The sequence below is a fragment of the Rhizobium sp. CFBP 13726 genome (assembly GCF_014841925.1).
Taxonomy (GTDB): Bacteria; Pseudomonadota; Alphaproteobacteria; order Rhizobiales; family Rhizobiaceae; genus Neorhizobium; species Neorhizobium soli.
The window spans coordinates 85,234-105,781 of the sequence record NZ_JACYUU010000005.1; the positions used below are offsets into that span (position 1 = coordinate 85,234).

General features: G+C 60.6%; 14 protein-coding genes. 9 read left to right on the forward strand and 5 right to left on the reverse strand.

The genetic code is table 11. From position 1 onward, the window contains the following. Positions 1–215: 215 nt before the first annotated feature. The 8 genes from IFT66_RS19555 to copD all read left to right on the forward strand — a co-directional run bounded on the left by IFT66_RS19555 (position 216) and on the right by copD (position 7,603). A complete protein-coding gene (locus tag IFT66_RS19555) occupies positions 216–758 on the forward strand; it encodes a sigma-70 family RNA polymerase sigma factor (protein ID WP_192078632.1) in 543 nt (180 codons plus the stop codon). After that, positions 751–1,521: an anti-sigma factor family protein gene (locus IFT66_RS19560; RefSeq protein ID WP_062576492.1), complete on the forward strand. Its 771-nt coding sequence runs from the start codon at positions 751–753 to the stop codon at positions 1,519–1,521. The genes IFT66_RS19555 and IFT66_RS19560 overlap by 8 nt, the downstream gene beginning before the upstream one ends. 17 nt (positions 1,522–1,538) lie before the next feature. Continuing rightward, positions 1,539–2,255, forward strand: a complete 717-nt coding sequence (locus tag IFT66_RS19565; RefSeq protein ID WP_062458877.1) for a Bax inhibitor-1/YccA family protein — start codon at positions 1,539–1,541, stop codon at positions 2,253–2,255. Between the two features lie 235 nt (positions 2,256–2,490). Beyond that, positions 2,491–4,392, forward strand: a complete 1,902-nt coding sequence (locus IFT66_RS19570) for a potassium transporter Kup (RefSeq protein ID WP_062458874.1) — start codon at positions 2,491–2,493, stop codon at positions 4,390–4,392. Positions 4,393–4,486: 94 nt separating this feature from the next. Next, positions 4,487–4,894, forward strand: coding sequence for a DUF2946 family protein (locus IFT66_RS19575; RefSeq protein ID WP_192078633.1), 408 nt, complete (start codon positions 4,487–4,489; stop codon positions 4,892–4,894). Between the two features lie 90 nt (positions 4,895–4,984). Next, complete coding sequence (locus tag IFT66_RS19580) at positions 4,985–6,349, forward strand: PepSY-associated TM helix domain-containing protein (protein ID WP_192078634.1); 1,365 nt, start codon at positions 4,985–4,987, stop codon at positions 6,347–6,349. Positions 6,350–6,359: 10 nt separating this feature from the next. Continuing rightward, positions 6,360–6,722, forward strand: a complete 363-nt coding sequence (gene copC / locus IFT66_RS19585) for a copper homeostasis periplasmic binding protein CopC (protein ID WP_062458865.1) — start codon at positions 6,360–6,362, stop codon at positions 6,720–6,722. Beyond that, positions 6,719–7,603 (forward strand): copper homeostasis membrane protein CopD, encoded by an 885-nt coding sequence (gene copD / locus IFT66_RS19590; RefSeq protein WP_342344799.1) that lies wholly within the window; start codon positions 6,719–6,721, stop codon positions 7,601–7,603. Before copC ends, copD begins: the two co-directional genes overlap by 4 nt. A gap of 3 nt (positions 7,604–7,606) precedes the next feature. On the opposite strand, the gene IFT66_RS19595 is transcribed toward copD, so the two are convergent. After that, entirely contained in the window at positions 7,607–8,680 is a 1,074-nt protein-coding gene (locus IFT66_RS19595; RefSeq protein WP_192078636.1) for a lactonase family protein, read from the reverse strand. Between the two features lie 7 nt (positions 8,681–8,687). Continuing rightward, the gene (gene putA, locus IFT66_RS19600) at positions 8,688–12,344 is read right to left on the reverse strand and encodes a trifunctional transcriptional regulator/proline dehydrogenase/L-glutamate gamma-semialdehyde dehydrogenase (protein ID WP_192078777.1); all 3,657 of its coding nucleotides are present in this window, start codon (positions 12,342–12,344) and stop codon (positions 8,688–8,690) included. A 200-nt stretch (positions 12,345–12,544) separates the two neighbouring features. Here putA and IFT66_RS19605 point away from each other — a divergent pair, with 200 nt between their 5' ends. Further along, positions 12,545–13,012: an Lrp/AsnC family transcriptional regulator gene (locus tag IFT66_RS19605; RefSeq protein ID WP_062458856.1), complete on the forward strand. Its 468-nt coding sequence runs from the start codon at positions 12,545–12,547 to the stop codon at positions 13,010–13,012. Positions 13,013–13,027: 15 nt separating this feature from the next. Here IFT66_RS19605 and IFT66_RS19610 read toward each other — a convergent pair whose 3' ends face one another. Genes IFT66_RS19610 through IFT66_RS19620 form a run of 3 tightly spaced genes read right to left on the reverse strand, consistent with a single transcriptional unit; the run spans position 13,028 to position 20,542 of the window. Then, positions 13,028–15,901, reverse strand: coding sequence for a patatin-like phospholipase family protein (locus IFT66_RS19610; protein WP_192078637.1), 2,874 nt, complete (start codon positions 15,899–15,901; stop codon positions 13,028–13,030). Then, complete coding sequence (locus IFT66_RS19615; RefSeq protein WP_192078638.1) at positions 15,901–17,733, reverse strand: GMC family oxidoreductase; 1,833 nt, start codon at positions 17,731–17,733, stop codon at positions 15,901–15,903. Before IFT66_RS19615 ends, IFT66_RS19610 begins: the two co-directional genes overlap by 1 nt. 1 nt (position 17,734) lies before the next feature. After that, positions 17,735–20,542 (reverse strand): c-type cytochrome, encoded by a 2,808-nt coding sequence (locus IFT66_RS19620; RefSeq protein ID WP_192078639.1) that lies wholly within the window; start codon positions 20,540–20,542, stop codon positions 17,735–17,737. Between the last annotated feature and the right edge of the window lie 6 nt (positions 20,543–20,548).

The window sequence follows — 20,548 nt, forward strand, 5'->3', positions numbered from 1 at the left end:
CGATTTGGGAGGAGGTAAATCGTTTCGACAAGATGGAAGATACGCTAAACCCGCACATTTTCTAGGCAGAAATTGTCAGGGCAGCCATGTGTCAAACGCATACCTTGCTTCGCCGTCAAAACGAGGGTTCGCCCTACGTCTTTGAATGGCAAAAAATCACGAAAATAATTTCTGACTAATGGAATAAAATCCGGCCGGCGTTCGTATAAGCAGGTATGGACCCGAACAAACGCTCATTCGACGTGATCGCACAGCTTGCCGCGTTGAGACGCTACGCACGCTCGCTTGCGCGCAACTCTGTCGACGCCGAAGACCTGGTGCATGACGCGCTGGTCAAAGCGTATGAGAAGCGTTCAACCTTCCACTCGGGTGGAAATTTGCGGAACTGGCTGCTCTCGATTGTCCACAACACGCATCTGGACGGTCGCCGCAGCGCCCTTGCCCGTCGTCGCCGCGACGACCTGTTTGCCGATGATGGCTCGACCGCAACCGAGCCGTCCTATTCGGCAGCGCAGGAACATTCGGTTCGCCTGCAGCAGGTTCGCGAGGCTTTCATGACCTTGCCGGAGGATCAGCGCGAAGCGCTGCACCTCGTTGGGGTGGAAGACCTGTCCTATCAGGAAGCCGCCGACACGTTGGGTATTCCAGTCGGCACGCTGATGTCGCGGATATCGAGGGCCCGTGCTCGGCTGCGCAGCATGGAAGATGACAAAGGGCGTAGCGGCCACCTGAAAATCGTAGGAGGCAAAGATGAATGAGACCGGAACGGTCGTCCTGAATGACCTCGACGCCTACGTGGACAACCAGCTCGACGCGGCGGGACGCCTGCGTGTCGAGAACTACCTGTCCAGCCACCCGGAAGACGCCGCACGCGTCATGGCAGATCTCGGAATGCGGACGACGCTGAAGCTCGCTCTCACCGATGACGCCGTGCATGGCAGGACGGAGACCCGCGAGGCGGCGAGACGACTTTCCGCGAGCCTTGAAAGCCGGCGTACTTTTACCGCTCTCAGACGCGTCGCGGCGATTGCCATGCTTGTTTCGGCAGGATGGTTTGCCAATTCCTCGATCGGTCCGTTTGGTCCAAGCGAAGTCAATGCTTCGGTCCAGCCGCCGGCACTGATCGAAAACGCGGTGCGGGCGCACGAGACGTCGCTCGTTCGCGAAAAAATGCCATCCCAGCCGGAAGCAAGGACCTACGACCGGGAGGACATCCGCGCCGCAACGGCAATCGTCATGCCAGAACTGCCCAAGGGCTGGCAGGTAACCGACGTGCAGATCTTCCCTTCGGACTACGGCCCAAGCGTCGAGGCAAGTATGCGCACGGCCGATGGCGTCAGAGTATCGCTCTATGCGGTACGACCTGGCCATTTCGCGGTCGAGCCGATCAAGGACATGAATATGCCGAAGGCCGAAGCGGCTTGGTGGCAGATCGGCGACGTGGCTTACGCCGTGGTGTCGAGCACGACCGATATCGGCCTCGCAGACGAGGCCGAGCTTCTCAAGAATTCCCTTTACTGATCAACAGGAGATTCCGAATGTATGAAAACGACCGGCGCTGGGGCGCCACGACAGCACAATCCGGCGCAGTCTTCGATGAAGGCCTTCGCCAGCACATGCTGCGCATCTACAATTACATGGGGCTTGGCCTCGTCATCACCGGTATCGTCGCCTTCATCGTCGGCACCACGCCGGCGCTTTACGTGCCGATCTTCTCCAGCCCGCTGAAGTGGGTGGTGATGCTGGCGCCGCTCGCCTTCGTCTTCTTCTTCTCGTTCAAGATCCAGTCCATGTCGGCTGCCTCCGCGCAGATGACCTTCTGGGCGTTCTGCGCCGTCATGGGTCTGTCCCTTGCTTCGGTGTTCCTTGTATTTACCGGCGCAAGCATCGCACGCACCTTCTTTATCGCCGCAACCATGTTCGGCGCGACCAGCCTTTACGGCTACGTCACCAAGCGTGACCTCGCCAAGTTCGGCTCGTTCATGATCATGGGTCTGATCGGTGTGATGATCGCTTCGATCGTCAACATCTTCCTCGGCTCCAGCGCCCTGCAGTTTGCCGTGTCGGTGATCGGTATCGTCGTGTTCGTCGGCCTGACGGCTTGGGATACCCAGAACATCAAGCAGCAGTATGCAGAAAACTACGATCAGGAAAGCCAGCAGAAAATGGCCGTGATGGGCGCGCTGTCGCTCTACCTGAACTTCGTCAACATCTTCCAGCTGCTGCTCAATTTCACCGGCCAGCGCGAAGAATAGACGACAAGAACAACCGGTTCCGAGACACCTTTCGGACCTTGACCAGCAGGGCGGATCACTCCGCCCTGCTTTTCTGTGACCACGCGAATGACGGCCTGCTGAAGGATATCGACCTGCGACTTCAGATGAAATAGGAATGCGTGGATCGAATTCGTTCAACACGTGTTTACGCGTCTATTCCGGCAGTAAACCGTTCAAGCTTGTTCGGTTGGAAAACCCTCAGACTGGAGTCCGCATGACATCCTCGACCGCCGGTTCGGCCGACAAAGCCGCAGGCCACCGGAAATTTCTTGTCCTGCTCTTGGGCTCGATCGGCGTCGTCTACGGTGATATTGGCACCAGTCCGCTCTACGCGTTCAGGGAGGCGCTGCGACCATTTTCAGAGAATGGCGTCCAGCCGGAACACGTCATCGGACTCATCTCGCTGATGGTCTGGACCCTGACGATCATCGTCACGTTCAAATACGTCCTGTTCCTGCTTCGCGCCGATAATGACGGCGAAGGCGGCACGCTGTCACTTCTTGCCCTCTTGATGAAGAAGACAGGTGGCTACATGCCTGTCCTGTTCTTTGCAGGCCTGATCGGTTCGGCGTTGTTCATCGGCGATGCGATGATCACACCCGCACTGTCGGTCATGTCGGCGCTCGAAGGTATGAAGCTCGTGACGCCAGCCTTCTCCGACTATGTCTTGCCGCTCTCAGCCGCGATCATGGTTGGCCTGTTTGCGATCCAGTCCAAGGGGACGGAGGCAGTTGCCAAATTCTTCGGCCCGATCACGGTCGTCTGGTTTCTGGCGATGGCATGGGGTGGCATGATCCATATCGGCGACGATTGGACCATCCTCGAGGCCCTCAACCCCATCAATGCGCTCTGGTTTATCACCCACGCCGGCTGGGCGGGTCTCATCGTGCTCGGCGCGGTATTTCTGACCGTGACGGGCGCGGAAGCGCTTTACGCCGATCTCGGCCATTTCGGTCGCAAGCCAATCAGTGTCGCCTGGTTCATCCTCGTATTTCCCGCGCTGGCATTGAATTACCTTGGGCAGGGCGCGTTGGTCCTGAGCAACCCGGCCGCCATCGAGAACCCGTTCTATCTCCTTTATCCGGACTGGGCGTTGCTGCCGATGGTCATTCTGGCGACGATGGCAACCGTCATCGCCAGCCAGGCTGTCATTACGGGCGCGTTTTCGCTTGCCCGGCAGGCCGTGCATCTCGGCTTCCTGCCGCGGCTGATGATCAAGTTCACCTCGGAAACCAATACCGGCCAGATCTATGTTCCGGCCGTGAACATGATTCTGTTCATCGGCGTCCTGGTGCTGATCTTCTCCTTCGGCGATTCGGAATCGCTGGCAACCGCCTACGGTATCTCGGTCACCGGCGCGATGGTCGTGACAACGCTGATGTCGTTCCAGTTCTTGCGGGCGGTGCGCGGATACTCGGCCCTCATCGCCGGCGCACTTCTGCTGCCGCTGCTCTTGATCGAAGCGGTGTTCCTTGCCGCAAACCTTCTCAAAATCCACGACGGTGGCTGGGTGCCCGTGGCGCTCGCCTTCTTCATCATGATCCTAATGTGGACGTGGACGAAGGGTTCGAAATACATCAAGGACAAGACCGCCAGGAACGACATCCCGCTGGAAGTCTTCATTCCGATGATCGAGAAGGAATCCGATCATTCGCCGGTCGTGGTTCCCGGCACTGCGATCTTCCTCACCAGCGTCCCCAACCGGACGCCGGCAGTCCTGCTGCACAACATCAAGCACAATCATGTCCTGCACGAACAAAACGTCATCCTGACAATCTGGACGCAGGACAAACCCTACGTTCCCGATCGCGAACGGGTGGAAATGAAACGCATCTCCAAGCGTTTTATCCGCCTCGACATCACCTTCGGCTACATGGACGAGCCAAATGTCACCAGAGCACTGACGCTCTGTCGGAAGGCGGGCTTCAAGTTCGAGATCATGCAGACCTCGTTCTATCTGGGACGGCGCAACCTGGTCAGCACACCCAATACCGGGTTGCCGGCCTGGCAGGAGCAGATCTACATGGCGCTGGCCGATTTCGCGATCGACCCATCCGCCTATTTCAAGCTACCACCCAACCGTGTCGTCGAGCTGGGAGAGCAGGTAGCGATCTGACCTGATCCCGTTCGTCATCACGCGTACAGTATGCCGCATTGTACTTGCGCCGGGGTGTGCTATCGAAAGATCGAACCCCGTGCACGAGGACGCGATGGGAAGGCTGGTCGGTAAATCGGAACAATGGGCGGTGCGCATTCTATGCGCCATCGCGCTTGTTGTTCTCGGCCTCTCGCATCAGCCGCCTGCCCTTGCAGCCACCGGTTTCGATCCGGCTGACTATGCCGAGTATGTGCTGCCGGACGGCACGCTACCGACGCTCTGCGTCACGTCAAACAGCAATCGGCATGACCGGGACGGACAACACCACCATAGCCAAGGCGGCAAGACCGACTGCGAAGCCTGCCGTATCAGCGCCGTGGCGATGGTGCCACCCGCGCCGATCCACGCAGAACGGGTATTCCTCGCCCAAGAACTGGCCAAGTATCCGTTCCCGGTGGGCGAGATCACCCGCCAGTTATATCCGCCGAATACCGGTCCCCGAGCACCCCCCTTCGCCTGATGATTATTTGAGCCTCCGCTGCGGCTTTGCCCGCGGCTTGTTCAATGTTGCAGATCGGCACAGTCCCGCCTGCCATCAGGATAATACCGAATGACCATCTTAACTTCCGCCTCACCCGCGGAAAGCGACGCCTCGGGCGTTTCGCTTTACCGCGCCCTATGGCGCTGGCATTTCTTTGCGGGTCTTCTCGCCATTCCCTTCATGCTCAACCTCGCCATCACTGGTGGGCTCTACCTGTTCAAGGACGAAATCAACGATACGTTTTTTGCATATCGCTACCAGGTGGAAGCCGCCGGTTCGCCGCTTTCGCCGGACCGGATCGTCGAAATCGCCGCATCAGCCGTCCCGGGTTCGGTGGCGCGCTCTTACAAGGACCCTGCTTCGGCAACACGGAGCGCCATCGTCACCGTGTCGTCCAAAGCCGGCTCCACGCTCGTCTTCGTCAATCCCTACGATGGCGACGTGCTGGATACGGTCGCGTCCGCCGAAGAGTTCAATCAGGTGGTCAGAAGCATCCACAGCCTCGCCTATTTCGGTACATTTCCCAACATTCTGACAGAGATCGCCGGCGGCTTTGCCATGGTTCTGGTCGCGACCGGGATCTATCTCTGGTGGCCGCGGCGGCAGACCGGCGGTGTGGTGACGGTGCGCGGAAATCCTTCGCGGCGGGTGTTCTGGCGCGACATGCACGCGGTCACCGGCGCTTTCGCAGGGTTGCTGATCTTCTTTCTCGCCGCCACAGGCATGTTCTGGTCGAACACCTGGGGCAGCAATGTCCAGGCCTGGCTCACCAACAAGGGCCTCGGCTATCCCGCAGAGCTTTGGGACAACGTGCCGGTGTCGAAGAAGGTGACGGGCGATGTCGCGCCCAATAGCGGCTGGAGCGTCGAGAAAGCGCCGGTGCCGATGTCGGGTACGATCAGCGGCGAACCGATCGGGCTCGAAAAGGCCGTCTCGATCGCAAAGGATCTCGGTATGGCCTCCGGTTTTGATACGGCGATCCCCCGCACGGAAACGGGCGTCTATACCGCCTCCATCTTTCCTGACGACCTTTCGAAGGAAAGGACGGTCCATATTGATCAGTATTCCGGAACACCGCTGGTCGACATGGGTTATCCGCTCTATCCGGCGCCTGGAAAGGCCGTCGCGTGGGGTGTCAATGTTCATATGGGCCAGGAATGGGGTCGGTTTAACCAGATGCTGATGCTCGCCACCTGCCTTGCGATCGTCTTTACCTGCGTCACCGCTGTCGTCATGTGGTGGAAACGCCGTCCATCCGGCCGCCTTGGCGTCCCGCCGATGCCGCCGAGCCGTTCCTTCTATTTCGGTCTGTGGCTGATCACGCTGGTTTTTGCCATCGCGTTTCCGATGAGCGGGATTGCGATCGTCGCGATGATCGCCTTCGACCAGATCGTCGTCCGCTTCGTTCCGCCGCTCAAACGCGCCTTCGCTTAAAGGAAAACACATGCGTAACACACTCATCGCTTCGCTTGCACTCGCGGCTTTTGTTGCCGCCGCTGGCCAGGCTGCTGCCCATGCCAGCGTCAAATCGACGACCCCAACCGACAAGGCATCCGTTGCATCGCCGGAAGAACTGGACCTGACGTTTTCCGAAGCCCTGAACCTACCGTTCAGCAAGCTTCACCTTCTCGGCCCCGACGGCAAGGAGATCGAGATCGGCAAAGGCGTGCTGAAAGACGCTGACAAGACGCTGACTGCGCCGGTCACCGGGCCGCTCAAGCCCGGCACATATACGGTCAGATGGAATGTGCTTTCGGTCGATGGCCACAAGACCAACGGCACTTACACGTTCACCGTGAAGCCGTGACAACGGCTGAGAGCCTCATTGTAGTCTGCCGTTTCGGCTTCTACGCAGGCGCCCTGTTCCTCTGGGGCGCCTCAACCTATATCGCCGGTTTTGTGCCGGACGGTCTACGGCAATCGGTGTGGGCGAAGCTCACACCGATCCGCGGCCTGTCGGTGCTTGTGATAGCGGGTGCGACGGTTGCATCTCTGCCGCTCAACGCCGCCCTTCTCGGCGACGGCTGGCAGGATGCGGCGGATCTCGGCATGCTGTGGACGGTCATAACCCAGACCAGTATCGGCACCGTCTGGATAGTGCAGGCGATTGCTGCAGGCCTGTTGTTTGCGGCCCTTACGCCCTCCTCGCGCTCGAAAATCCTGCCGACGGCGTTGGCGGCTTTGGTCGCTCTCGCCAGCCTTCCGATCTCCGGACACGCCGCTATCCACGATGGACCGTTGCGCCTGCTGCACCGGGCGAACGATCTGCTGCACCTTCTCTCGGGCGGGTTCTGGTTCGGGGCGCTGTTACCGGTCGCTCTGCTTCTCCCCGCGCTCAGGGACCAGTCGACTCGACACGATGCCACGACCGCTTTGATCGGCTTTTCCCGGGCAGGTCATGTTGCCGTGGCACTTGTGATCGTAACAGGGCTGTTCAGCACATGGCTCATCGTCGGCGGCCTGCCGCTTAACTGGTCCTTGCCCTATCAGCTGCTGCTTTCGGCCAAGATCTTGATCGTTGCAACCATGGTCGCGCTGGCGATCGTCAACCGTTACGTCTTCGTGCGGCTGCTCGACCGCAGCTCGCTGATGTATCGAAGCCTCGTCTGCGCGACGGTCACGGAAATCGGGCTTAGCCTCGGAGTGCTCGCCCTCGTCGCCTATTTCGGTCGTTTGCAGCCGGTCTAGACGTCAGGCGAACAGGACGCAGACGGGACTGCCGATCTCGAACGGCTCGCCGATGGTCGTCAGCGTCCCGTGTTCCCCATTGATCTCAAAGCAGACCAGCGAGTGGCTGTCCTGGTTGGCGACGATGAGACAGCGACCGGTGGGATCGATGGCGAAATCCCGCGGGGTTCTACCCATGGTGGGATACCAGCCAAGGGTTCTCAACCCGCCATCGGCCAGAATTTCACAGGCGACGATCGTGTCATGGCCGCGGTTGGAGACATAAAGAAACCTGCCATTCGGATGAATTTTGATCGCCGCGCAGGACGACGTGCCGGCAAAATCGGCCGGCACTGTGCTGGTTTCTGACAGGAGCGTGAAATTGTCTCCCTCGATGGCATAGGCACCGACGGTGCAGGCGGCCTCATGCGCGACGTAGAGCCGGCGGCCATCCTGCGAGCAGACGATATGGCGTGGAAGCGAACCGCCGGACACGTGCAGCACGACATCCGGCTCTGAGCCTATTCCCTGATCGCCGAATGCATATCTGGCGATCTCGTCGGTCCCGAGATCGCAAACGAGAACATGCCGATCGCCAGGCATGACCAAAACCTGGTGCACATGCGGGCCTTCCTGCCTGTCGGTGACGGGGCCGGATCCTGTCCGCTGGATCACCATGACCTCGTCGTCATTAGGAAGACCCTGATGATCAAGACCGTAAGCGACCGCACTTCCGCTGCCGTAATTGGCAACGAACAGCCGCTCCCCTGACCTGTCGAGCGTGACATGACAGGGCGCAGAACCTCTTGCCGAAACTCGCTTCGCCAATTTTAGACCGCCGTCCCCGTCGATCTGCAGCACAACCACGCCCGCCTGCGCCTCGTCGTCGACTTCCTCGACGGCGTAGAGGACGCGTCCATCCTGCCCTTGCGCCAGATAGGTGGGGTTGCGAATCGCTTCAAACGCCGCGACCTCTTCGAATCGCGCTGTTTTTAGATCAAGGGAAAGCAGGCTGACGCCTTTTCCCTTGCCCTCCACATGCGGCATCGATTCCGTGTAGCTGCCTATGATGACGCGCGCCGTCTGAAGATCGTCCATGCTGTCCTCACCCTATCGCCATCAGGCTCGCGTTGCCGCCAGCGGCCGCCGTATTCACGGAGAGCGACACTTCTTCAAGCAGCCAGTTCAGGCAATAGGGCTCATCCATGCCGGCGATGTCAGCTGAGGAAGCCGCCTGCGTCAGCACCAGCGGGCCGGGAAGGCTGGCAATACGGCGCGAGACGGAGATCAGGCTATTGCCGTCGCCTTCCACCAAGGCACCGGCATAGGGTCCATGGCTTGCCCAATCGGAAGACCAGATGATCCGGGCAGCGATTTCGGCCGGCAGATCGGAGAACTTACTCTGAAGGCCGGAGTCCGTGTCGATGGTGACGCTGTTGCCGGTTGCGAGCGCGGCACCCAGCTGGGAAACGAGACCCGCCTCTGTCTGCGGTACGAGCAGGATGCGACCGCGCGGATGCAGACTATAGGTGTTGCGCTCACCGACGGGCCCCGGAAGTTCCTGCGACATGCCGAGAGCGGATTCGCCACCCAGTTCGCGGATCGCTTCGGCGTCCTCGGTTTTGCCCTTGGCGCGCAGCCATTCGGCCAGCAACGAGATCGCCGGATCGACATGAACGGAACTGTGGCGCGGCGGAACCGGCGGCTGCTGCAGGAGGCGACCGAGATAGAGCGGACCGCCGGCCTTAGGCCCCGTGCCTGAGAGACCTCGCCCGCCGAACGGCTGCACGCCGACGACGGCACCGATGACGTTGCGGTTGACGTATATATTGCCGGCCCGGACACGGCTCGTCACATGCGCAATCGTTTCGTCGAGACGCGTGTGGAGGCCGAATGTGAGACCGTAGCCGGTGGCGTTGATATCGTCGATCAGCCTGTCGAGATCCTCACGACGATAGCGGATGACGTGAAGGACAGGTCCGAACACTTCCCTCTCGAGGTCCGAGAGGTTGTTCAGTTCGATGATCGTCGGCGCGACGAAGGTTCCGGCAGCCGTTGCAGCGGGGATGGCGACCTGCTCAATGCGCCGGCCCTTGGCGCGCATCGCATCGATGTGGCCGTCGATAACATCCTTCGCTTCGGCTGTGATGACCGGCCCGATATCGATCTTCAGCTGGTCGGTGCGCCCGACGGTCAGTTCGGCCAGGGCGCCGCGGAGCATGGTCATCACGCGGTCCGCTATGTCTTCCTGCAGGCACAGGACACGCAGGGCCGAGCAACGCTGACCGGCGCTGTCGAAGGCGGACGCGATGACATCGCCGACCACCTGTTCGGCCAGAGCCGAGGAATCGACGATCATTGCGTTCTGGCCGCCCGTTTCGGCAATCAGCGGGATCGGCTTTCCGGCGTTCGACAGCCGGCCGGCAAGCTCGGCCTGGATCAGGCGAGCGACGTCTGTTGAACCGGTAAACATCACGCCCTGGGTTTCGGGGGCAGCCACCAGCGCTGCGCCGATCTTTCCATCACCCGGCAAAAGCTGAAGCGCGCCGCGTGGTACGCCGGCCTGATAGAGAAGTTTCACGCCTGCCGCTGCGATCAACGGCGTTTCCTCAGCGGGCTTTGCCAGCACGCTGTTGCCGGCGACGAGAGCGGCCGCGATCTGGCCGGTAAAGATTGCCAGCGGGAAGTTCCACGGGCTGATGCAGACCACCGGTCCGAGCGCCTTATGGCCCGGCCCCAGCGTCCGCTTGGCCTGTTCCGCATAATAGCGCAGGAAATCGATCGCCTCGCGCACTTCGGCAATCGCGTTCGGCAGGGATTTTCCGGCCTCGCGCATGATCAGGCCGAGAAGGGACGGCATGCTTTCCTGCATGGCATCGGCAGCCCTTTCGAGGCAGGCAGCCCGTTCCTGCGGCGCAACGGACTGCCAATCGGCAAAAGCCTCTTGCGCGAGAGCGGCCGCCGTTTGCGCATCCTCCACGCTTGCTTCCGTGACTGAGCCGACCACATCCTGATGGTCAGCCGGATTGAGCACCGGCCGCGTTTCACCTGATGAAGTTCCATCGCCAAGTTCTGGAGCGGCTGTGAAGGGAGCCTGGGCGCCTTCCTGAAACACGCACGCGAGGGAGGCAAGCGTCGTTTCGTTGGCGAGATCGAACCCCAGGGAGTTCTGTCGGTCCTTGCCGAACAGGTCGGCAGGCAGAGCGATCTGATCGTGTTTTCCGCCGGGAACGGACATGCCGCGAACGACGGCGGCCGGATCGGCAATCAGCTCGTCGACGGACACCTGGTCATCGCCGATCCGGTTCACGAAGGACGAATTCGCGCCGTTTTCCAGGAGACGGCGGACGAGATAGGCGAGAAGCGTTTCGTGCGTCCCGACCGGGGCATAGATGCGGGCTGGCCGGTCGAGCTTTGACTGACCGACGACCTCTTCATAGAGCGGCTCACCCATGCCGTGCAGGCACTGGAACTCGTAATCGCCAACCTTGAAATCAGGTCCGGCCAGCTGATAGATCGTGGCAAGCGTCTGGGCGTTGTGCGAGGCAAATTGCGGAAAGACGGCGTCGCGTGCGTCGAGCAGTTTCCGGGCGCAGGCGATGTAGGAGACATCCGTGTGCACCTTGCGGGTAAAGACCGGGAAGTCTTCGAGGCCTTCGATCTGCGCCTTCTTGATTTCCGCATCCCAATAGGCGCCCTTGACCAGACGCAGCATGATGCGGCGGTTGGAACGGCGTGCGAGGTCGATGATGAAATCAAGCACGAACGGGCATCGCTTGCCATAGGCCTGCACCACGAAGCCGATGCCATCCCAGCTGGAAAGAGCAGGGTCGAAGCAGAGATCTTCCAGAAGATCGAGCGACAATTCGAGGCGATCGGCCTCCTCCGCATCGATGTTCAGACCAATATTGTAGGACTTGGCGAGGGCGGCCAGCGCCTTCACGCGCGGCAGAAGTTCTTCCATGACGCGGCCGGCCTGGGCGCGGGTATAGCGCGGATGAAGTGCCGAGAGCTTGATGGAAATGCCAGGGCCGTTGTAGATCCCGCGTCCGGCAGAGGCCTTGCCGATCGCATGGATCGCCTTCTCGTAATCCTTGTAATAGCGCTCCGCGTCTTCTCCTGTCGTCGCTGCCTCGCCAAGCATGTCGTAGGAATAGCGAAAGCCCTTCTGCTCCATGGTCCGCGAGCGGCGCAGCGCTTCCTCGATCGTCTCACCGGTGACGAACTGCTCGCCCATCATCCGCATCGCCATATCGACGCCGCGGCGGATGACCGGTTCGCCACAGCGGGCGATCAGGCGCGTCAGTGCCGCCGAAAGGCTGCGGTCGCTGACGGTCGACGTCAGCTTGCCGGTCACGACAAGGCCCCAGGTTGCAGCGTTGACGAAGAGCGAACGGCCCTCGCCCACATGCGACTTCCAGTTTCCGCCGGAAATCTTGTCGCGGATCAGCGCATCGCGCGTCGCCATATCCGGAATGCGCAGCAGCGCCTCAGCCAGGCACATCAGGGCGATGCCTTCCTGGCTGGAAAGCGAGTATTCCTGCACAAGCGCTTCGACGCCCGACCCCTTGGCCTTGCGGCGCAGCGCGACAATCAGATCGCGCGCTGTCGAGCGGACTTTGTCTGCGAGGTCGGCGGGCAGTGTTGCCTGCTCGAGAAGCGGCAGCACACTGTCGATTTCAGGTCTGCGATAGGCGGCGGTGATGGCCTTGCGCAAATCCGACTGCGGCCGGATCGGCGGGGCGAAATCTTCGAAGGGCATGGTCTCCAAAGAGCCAGGCGAGAATGTGTTGTGTTCCATCGCAGATGCCATTGTTCCGCCTCCCGAATATCAAGCCAATCTAGCGGATCAGCGACGATCCCGCGATGCGAGAAAAATAATCGAATCTGCTCTATATAGCTTCTCTGAAAATGGGTAGAATTTGGAGAAATTCACCACGTTTCGGGAGTAGGACAGAGAAAATGGAGAGGAAGAGCGATACACCTGGGGATATCGACCACTTCGACCGGAAGATCATGGATGTCCTTGTCGGCGATGGCCGGGTCTCGGTGACGGATCTTGCCGACAAAGTCGGCTTGTCCAAGACTCCGGTGAATGCGCGCCTGAAAAGGCTGATGCAGGATGGCTTCATTCTCGGCTTCCGCGCCGTTCTCAACCCGAAGAAACTCGGCCTCGACCATGTGGCTTTCGCAGAGGTGAAACTGTCCGATACGCGCGAAACGGCACTCAACGCGTTTAACGCAGCAGTATGGCGAATTCCCGAGGTCGAGGAGTGCCACATGATAGCCGGACGTTTCGATTACCTCCTGAAGATTCGCACACCCAACATCCGCCGCTATCGCGAAGTGCTTGGCGAAAAAATCTCCAGTCTGCCATTTGTGGCAAGCACCTCAACCTCGGTTGCCATGGAGGCGGTGAAGGAACGATAGGTCCAAGACCACTGGTCAGAGTTGAGGCGGCAGCTTTCCGTTCAACATGTCGAGCAGCCTGACCCAATTGGCACGATGCCGGTTACCGGGACCATCCTGCGCCCAACCCAAGACCCTCTTGACGCCCCCGTTGTCCTGATAGCTGAAGGCCCGGCTGCTGTGCAGAGACAACACGAGTTTTTCGACGTCCTCGGCATGGAGCGTAACCTGTTCGCCCGAATGGTTGGGATCGCGAAACGTCATCGAGCCCGGCAGCAGCCAGTGCGTTCCGATGCCTCCATTGCTCGAAAAAACCGGCGGTATCACGATGTCATGAAAGTAGATCTTGCTGCAGTGGGTCGTTTCGTAGAGCGTTTTGAGGTCGGCGCGCAGTTCCGCTTCCATGCCGAGCCCGAGCTGTCCACCGGCTCCAAGGACAGAGTCGAAACCGAAACTTTCGCTATAGGGCCCCGCGAGAGCGGAAACATCCGCGACGATGACGTGGAGCGGGGCGAACTTTGGCGAACTGCCGCACCCGCAAGATTTGGGTTCTCGTCTCGCCGCATCGCGCAAGGCACGATACATGGTCACTGTACCGCGATTCTCGACCGTCCCGCCGTCCGTCACCCAATAACGTTTGGCCGTGCCGCTGCTCGGCATGATATCCACGGCGGCATCCGGAAACACAGGGGGGAAATTGGCGCTCAATGCTGCGGCCCGTGACACGGAGACGTCAGGTTCGTCGATGGTGACGATTTCCATCCCGGGCGACGTGTTTGCCTGCATCGTCTGGGTCGATCCGATGTTGGTCAGCACAAGCCGCCCGCCCGCGCCCGCGCCATCCAGCAACCCCTGGCACCGGCTGGCCTGTTCCGGCAGCGAATACCCGTCGCCTCGGCGGCACGGATTTCCAGGATCGGGATAGGATCCGACGATCGACGAATTCAGCATCAATCCAAACGAGACGTCGCCCATCTTTCCCGCCCCCATTCGGCAGGCGAAGGATTCCGCCAGGATATGGCCGAGTTTGGAGCGGGCTGGTGCAAGGCCGCTCACAGAACCATCCGGCACCGCCGGCTCGCCGCATGTAAAACGTCTCCACTGAAAGCGACCGAATGTGATCCGCAGGTCGCTGGCGCGATTGATGACATCTTCAATATAAGGATGCGCCATTTCCCGCGAATAGCGCTCCCACGCCATGAAGCCGACGCCACCGCGGGAGCGCAGTTCCGCCTCGTGCAAGCCAAAATACGCAAGCGCAGCGCTCCCGCCGGAAACGCCGCTCGCCATCACCACGTCGCAGACATGTCCCGCCTCCGCCAAGCCCCTCAGCAACGAGGCGGTATAGATTGCAGCGCGTGTACCACCTCCGGAAGCCGCGATGGCGATGCGAGGCATGCCCGCTTTCAGAGGTGAGCAGTCGCCATTTTCATAATCCTGGTTCTTCATGAACGCGAGAGCATCGCGACCGCCCCCACCCTCGGCATGGACTGTGAGCTCCGGCGGTTGCACCGCGTAATAGAACGTCAGGACAATCGGCCCGACAATCAGGCCAAAGGCCAACGTTCCGACGATGACCGGATAGATCACCGCCGCCCGCTCGAAATTGCGCAGGCTCGCCAGCAGATCGTCTGCCTTTATCATGTCGCGGGAGCGAAGCTCGATCTGGCGCCGGAACTGACCGATCAGCTCCGCGGGCGTCATGAACTGGAGCGCCGTGCCGCCGCCGGCATACCCGTCTTCGTAGTGACCCCGCAGCTTCAAGCGGCCGGCGCCATGCAGGCTGATCGTGCGACCTTCGCTTTCGACGCGGCTGAGTGTCGGATCACCGTGGTAGGGATAACCGACCGATATGGCGGTGCGCCAGTCGGGCTTGAGTGTGAGCATGCGCATGAGCCTGCGGGCAACGAACTGGTCGGTCCAGAAACCGTAATACCAAGCGCACGCATAAGAAAGCAGGATGTAAAGCATCAGGACCGGGTTGCCATAACCCGTGCTGCCGCCATTGAAGAGGTACGTGATGAAATGTATTTCCGCGAGCCGTGCCCCGGCGACGGCAATGACGAGAATGGAAATCACGCGCTGCGGACCGATGAAAAACATCCGGCCCAGCGTCTTCAGGATTTCCATCAGCCGCTCGAAGAGAATGCCGAGGAAAAGCAAGATCCACATGATCCCGCCGACGAAAAGGAAAGTCAGGGCAAGAAGATGGTCGGGGACGAACAGGGTCAGCAGCGACCCGGGCAGAAGGAGTTCTACCGGATAGCGAACCGGAGCGATTGCCAAGGCGGAAAAGAAGGCAGCTTTCGCCCCGCCCCCCACGAAACTGTAGCGATCCTTCGGAAGAAACAGCTCCACCTCTGGCAGGGCATCGGCCAATCCTCCATCGGCTGTCGACCTGAATAGCGCTGCGGCAAAACCGAATGCAGCAGCAAGCGCGACGGTCATCGCAAGAACGACGGCCACGCCCACGTGCAGTCGGGGTGCGGCGACCATCTCCCCGTAGACCTCGGGCAGAGAACTCCACAACAGCAATGCCAGCATCGCAACCAGACATGTTAGTTGCCCGGTCAGCAGATAGTTGTTGGCGACTTGGCGACGCTCGGCAAGAGCATTGAGACCTAGAAAAAGCACAAGTCCGATCACCAGCAGAATGAGGTTCGGCCAATCGGTTTCCATGGTGGGGCCAAGTGCCAGCATCACGGTCAGCACCAGAAACAGCGCCGGCGCGTACCAGGGATAACGGTCCGGGGCGAGCAGTTTCCAGTAGGCGCGTCGCCTCGTCGGAAGCGGCCGGTTGGCCCACGCATCCAGACGTCGCCAGCCGCGAACGAAATCCGCAACCCTGTCGTTCAGCCAGGGATAGGCTTGCCGAACGAGAGACCGGCCGCGTGCTTGAACCTGCGTCATCACGCCATCTCCCCCTGTGGTGGCGAAAGCAAAACGTCGGCCGCCTTCTCGGCGATCATGTAGACCGCGCAGGCGAGGAAATAGCCGGGAATGCGGGGAAAGACCGACGCATCCACGATCCGCAACCCATCGACGCCATGCACCTTGAACCGGCTGTCCGTCACGCCGCCGCTGTCACGCGGCCCGATGGCGCAGGTCCCGCAGGCGTGGTGACCCCATGCGTTTTCGGCCACGTAGTTGCGCAGTGCTTCGTCGCTGTCGCGCCAGCGGCCGGGCTCTTCCTCTTCGGCAACGAGGTCGTCCATCCCTTCGGCCACTTTGCGCACGAAACGGACGCCCTTTACCATCGCATCGAGATCGCGACGGTAATCGCCGCTGCCTTCGGCAAACGAATGGAACTGGATGTCCGGGTCTGTCCTCCAGTCCGAAGATCGCAGCCTCACCGTACCGGCTCGGTTTTCCGTATAGGCCTTCAGCACGACCCAGCTCAGATAGTCTTTCTTTCTGATCCGCTGCGAATAGCCTTTGTAGTAGCCGCGGAAATCACCCAGCAGCGAAAAGCAGTGGAGATCAGGCTCGTTCAGGCTGTCGCGCGATTTGAGCGCCATGGAAAACAACAGGCCGTTGCTTGTGTAGTTGCCAAGACGAAAGCGCCGCCACTTGCGGTATTCCGCGTCACGGATCGAATAGGCTGCGTTTTTAAGCGTCGCCCAGGGCTTGTTCATGCGGCTGACGACGCCGATCTCATATCGGTCCTGCAGATTGCGGCCAACGCCCGGCAGATCTTCGACGACGGCGATCTCGTAACGAGCGAGATGAGCGGCATCGCCAATTCCCGACAGCATCAGGATCTTCGGCGATGCGAAAGCGCCGGCTGCGAGGATGACCTCTCGCCGCGCCTCAACGAAGAGTTCGTTGCCGTTCGCATCGATCGCGTGGACGCCCACGGCGCGCCTATCCTCAATCGCAATACGCGCCACCGCTGTTCTCAGCCGGATATCGAGCCTGTCGGGATACCTCGCCTTGACGTCGAGCAACCGTTCGCGCGGCCCATGCCGCACATGCCTGCGGGTGGAAAGGGGCGCGATGCGGATGCCGCTTGCGAAGGGGTTCCAGACCCGGTGCGCATTCGGATCGGTTTCCGCCGTCTCCCATTGCGTCCCGGAATGACCGAAGGCATCAGCTGCCGCGCGCACACAGCGCAGAAGCGAGCTCAACAGCAGGCGGTCGCGGATTGGTCTCAGCGGAAAAACCAGTTCCGTTTGCATCCAGCCCCACCAGCCGTGTCCGGTCGGATTGAGACCAGTGAGGAAGGAAAGCCAGCGCCAGAAAAAGATGCGGTAGCGGCAGCGTTCGATCCGTTCGAAATAGGTCTGCATATGCGCAGCCCGCCAGCTCTCGTCGCCTGTGAGGTCGCGGATATGGTTCCAGTCGCAGGCATTCGGTTTGACGATGATCATCGCATGATGGGCACTGCAGCCACCCAGCCCCTGTGCACGGGGATAGAGAATTCCGCCCTTTTCATCGCAGTACCGCCAGTCGCGTTTCTGCACGGCCGGATCCTCATAATGCCTGACATAGTAATCACGCGCCAAACCCTCGTGTTCGGACGCGAAAGCATGGAACGCCGGCACTTTATAAGCATCGGCCAGAGGCATATCGGGGTCGTCATCTGCAACCGCATCGCTGTAAGGCCGTTCGGCGAGCGGATCACCACCAGCTTCGATCACCAGAACGGTGCACCCCGCCTCCACAAGCCGCGCAGCCACGACCGCCCCACCCGCACCGGCGCCAATCACGATGTAGTCGTGGGTCGCTTCGCTCCCTGCCATGTCAAAGCTGCTTCAGAAATGAAATCAATGCGTCCTTGTCCGCCTGCGACAGATCCGAGCCGAAGGCATGTCCCGCATTGACGACGTAATCGGGGCACTTGCTGAGGGTCACGAGCCGATCGATCAGGCCGGTCTCGCGCACGACCGTCTCGGAATGGCTCCGCACCGCCGGGTCGGCCAGTTCCTGCGCGGAGCATTGCCCGCCCAGCTCTGCGAAGGCCGAAACCAGGCCGGGACCATTGGTGATCAGCCGCTTGTAAACGGGCCAGGCGTCTTCGTCATGATCCGGCAAAAGCTTGGTATTGACCAGCGCATTGACCGGAAATCCCGACGGGAAGGGCCCGAGTGCAATCGATCCGTCATCCTTGAACGCCCAGGGCGCAATGCGGCTGAGCAAGCCGCTAAAGGGGCGGATCTGATCCGGCACGAAGCCTTTTGGGATGATCAGGCAGGAAGGGGCGCTGGTACGATAGATATAGCCCGGCACGGCCTCTTCGGTCGCTTTGTCCATCCGCCGCGTTTCCGGTGAAAGCATCTGCCGGATCGACGTGTCGAAGGCCGAAAGCCGGTTTTCGATACAGGGCATGTAGGGGTCTTTGGGATCCGCAGCAGGGCAGGCGCTGGGAGATCGTGGGTAGTTTCCGTTGCCGGAGTTTGCCTGCGTACCAGACGTCCCAACAGGCCCGCTTTCCGTATCCTTGCCATAACGCGGATAGGAATAGGGGATCTCGTGCCCGATTGAATTGTTGAGGAGATAGGGCGCCGTCGACCAGAGGCTGATCAGCGAAGGCGGTCGCAAATAGCCGCGTCCGTTACCAGGTGATTGCATCGGCGTTGCTGCACCCGAAACCGGATGGTGCACCGTCACTTCCTTCGGTGCAGGCAGGGTTTTGTACGTCGACGAGGTGAAGTTATCCCAGATATCGCCGGCCAGGCCATTGGTGGCGATGGCACTGCACGCATTGGTGCGCACCAGATCGATCGGCACCCTTCGTTCATTTGACAGATAGTTGTCGACGAGAAAGTCCGGTTTCTCGGCCTGCGCACGCATCAATTGTTTGAACTGCGCCGATTGTGCCCAGGCCCAGTAGCGGTCCCAGCATTCACGGTACTGCGGCCCCGCGCCGCCGCCCTCGCAGATGCCCTCGCCAACGCCGAATTCGGCCGGAGCCTTGGGTTGTTTGCTCGAATGGCACGCCGCGCAGTTTTCAGCGAAGACATCACGACCACGGGCTACCTGCTGCTGATCCAGCGCGGCCAGCAGCTCCTTTCCGCCCGGCGCGTCCTTGAGGAGATCGGAGCGACCGGTGACGAGAAAAAAGATCGCCATGTCGGCCGTCATCGTCTCGGTCGCCTGCCAATAGACGGAGTTCTTTTGTGCATCCGGAACGCGGATTGGCGATATCTTCTGGCCACCCAAGAAGGGGCGGAAGTGCAGAAGCCACTCTTCGCTGAACAGCCCGATGTTCAAGTAAACACGGTTGAGCGCCCCAAGCGTGCCGACGGAGTCAGACCCATCCTTCAGCACCCGCATCGAAGCAGACTTGCCGTCCCGCTTGTTGAAGAAGGCATGCAGTGCCGCGGTCTGCGAGTAATCCTGAAACTGCTTGTTCGCCAGCTCGTCGCCGGTCAAATTCTCCCAGCCCGTACCGGATGCAATTCCAAGGCGCGCTACTGTCTCATAGACCGCATTCATCGTGCGAGGGTTGTTGATGTAATCGCTCGAAACGAGCGAGGTATCCAGCGACCCCGGCGGATTGGTGTGGAACAGCTGGAAAAGGAAATTGCCTTCGTTGGAGGTCGGCTTATCGTCCTCGCCGCGCGGTTGCGTGTTCCAGAAGAAGATCCGGTCCACCCAGAAGTACTGCGCTCCCGGGTTCGAGGTGATCTGCGAAAACTGCGGCCTTTCCACATCCGCCGGCGGCGTGATCGGGTTCGGTCCGACATGGCAGAACGCGCAGGACATGCCGACGCGGTACGGACGCACCAGATCCTTGTCGTTGTAGTAGGAAGGGTCGTTATAGTAGCGGTCGGGGTCCCACTTTTTCGAGGCCTTCAAGTCGAAATCCGGGTTGGGAAACAGGCGCAGCCCCATGACGCCGGTCGGTTCCCCGTAATAGGAGCCGACCGGCAGGGTCACCTCCCGGGCTTCAAACTCAACCGGTTTACCCCGCGCACCCACTTCCACGCCTGGGTATCGCCTGTCCGCGTCCGGATTGCCGCCGAACGGATCGGGAGGCGTGTCAGTCCGGCGCTGGTCGAGCCACAATCCGAAGTGTTTCGGGTCCGGTCCCGTCGCCTCATCGAAGCCCGGCTCATTGACGAGCCCGAGATACCGAAAGCGATTGTCGCGGCCATAGGCCTGGCTCGGATGCGAGGAAACCGTCTTCAGAAGATCAAATGCTCCGATCGTGTTGCGCGCGGCAAAATCCCAGAAGCGATCATTGCCGCCGGTCCAGACAATCCAGGCATTCTGACCGCGGATTGCCGCCTGTCGGATCGCCTCGGGGTCAAGCCCCGTCGCGCCTGCAATCTGGCGGATTTCCTGCGGGTACTCCCCTCCCTCAATCCCCTTGAGGAGACCCTTGTCCATCTCGGCGAAATAGGGCTCGGTTGCGGCTGGCAGACTGGAAACGTCGCGCCGCGCAAACTTGGCCTCGTCCTCGACCTTGCCGAACTGATCGGATGGTGGCTGGATGAGTGACCAGACGACGAAGCCGGCCACGAACAAAAAGACCACCACCAAAGCGGCAGCGGTCGTGACCAGCCAGAAGAGGAAACGCTTCGCTTTCTTGGTCCAACCGTGCATGCGTCC